Annotated in this window: 1 protein-coding gene; it reads right to left on the bottom strand. The window is 64.8% G+C overall.

Features of this window, described 5'->3' with window-relative positions:
- Positions 1–33: 33 nt before the first annotated feature.
- Entirely contained in the window at positions 34–1,221 is a 1,188-nt protein-coding gene (locus AC1DEM_RS21610) for an IS30 family transposase (protein ID WP_476886326.1), read from the bottom strand.
- Between the last annotated feature and the right edge of the window lie 47 nt (positions 1,222–1,268).

Below are 1,268 nucleotides of genomic sequence, written 5' to 3' on the forward strand. Positions count from 1 at the left end.
GGCAAAGTCAATCAGTGGGAGCAACGCAGGGGGTTAGGCTGCGTGCAGCAGCTGGTTCAGCCGGTTGGCTGGGGTTTCCAGGTTCAGGGTGGGCCGGGGCCGGCGGTTGAGTTTCGCGGCGACCTGCCGGAGGTCCTCGGGGGTGTGAACGGAGAGGTCCGAGCCTTTCTCGAACCAGAACCGCAGGAGCCGGTTGGTGTTCTCGTTGGTCCCGCGCTGCCAGGGCGAGTGCGGATCGCAGAAGTAGAGCGTGGTGTCCAGGGCGGTCTGGATCCGGGCGTACTCGGCGAGTTCGGTGCCGCGGTCCCAGGTGATCGAGCGGCGCAGGTGATCCGGGAGCGTGCCCATCTCCCGGATCATCGCGGCAGCGACAGTCTCAGCGGTGTGGTCTCCGGGAAGGTGGAGGAGGATCGTGAACCGGGTCGAGCGTTCCACCAGCGTGCCGMTCGCCGTCCCGTCGCAGCCGATGATGAGGTCGCCCTCCCAGTGGCCGGGGACGGCCCGGTCCTGGACTTCGGCCGGGCGTTCACTGATCTTGAACGCCTCCTTGTACGGGCTGTTCTTGGTCCGGTCCGCGGCGTGGGGAACCCGCTGCTTCCGCTTCAGGCTGAGCTTCTCCGCCAGATCTGCCCGCAGACTTCCGCGGGATTGAACATATAAGGCCTGGTAGATCGTTTCGTGGCTCACCTGCATAGTCTGATCGTCGGCGAAGTAGAAGGCCAACATCGCCGAGATCAGTTTCGGGCTCCACCCGTCATCCATCCACACCCCGATCAGCCGGCACAGCGCCTCATCCTGGACGAGCTTCAACGCCTTCGGCCGGCGTCTGGCCTGATGAGCGTTCGTATGGGCAACCGAGGCGTAATACACCCGGTCCGCGCTGGTGTTCCGGTTCACTTCCCGCCAGACCACGGACCGGTCCCGGCCGATCATCTCACCGATCCTGGCGTAACTAAGTCCGCTGCGCAGGCCCATCTGGATCATCCCCCGCTCAGCCAGATTCAACGCCCGGCCGCCCGGACCGTCCACCGTCGGCGCCGGGTCCGCAAGACCGCCGACMGCCCCCATGTTCACAGCCATCATCTGGCCAGACTGCGCCCACCACCGCCTTCCGGTCCCATGCATGACCCCGACACGCCGGGCCGCGGCGAGTATCGACATCCCGCCACACACCATGTCAACGAAGTCGGTGCGGGTATTCGGAGGAAACAGCTTGACCATAAAACGCTCCATCAATCAGAGCGTTGCTACGACCATATGACTTTGCC

It is taken from the genome of Arthrobacter sp. 05T420 (assembly GCF_056396305.1).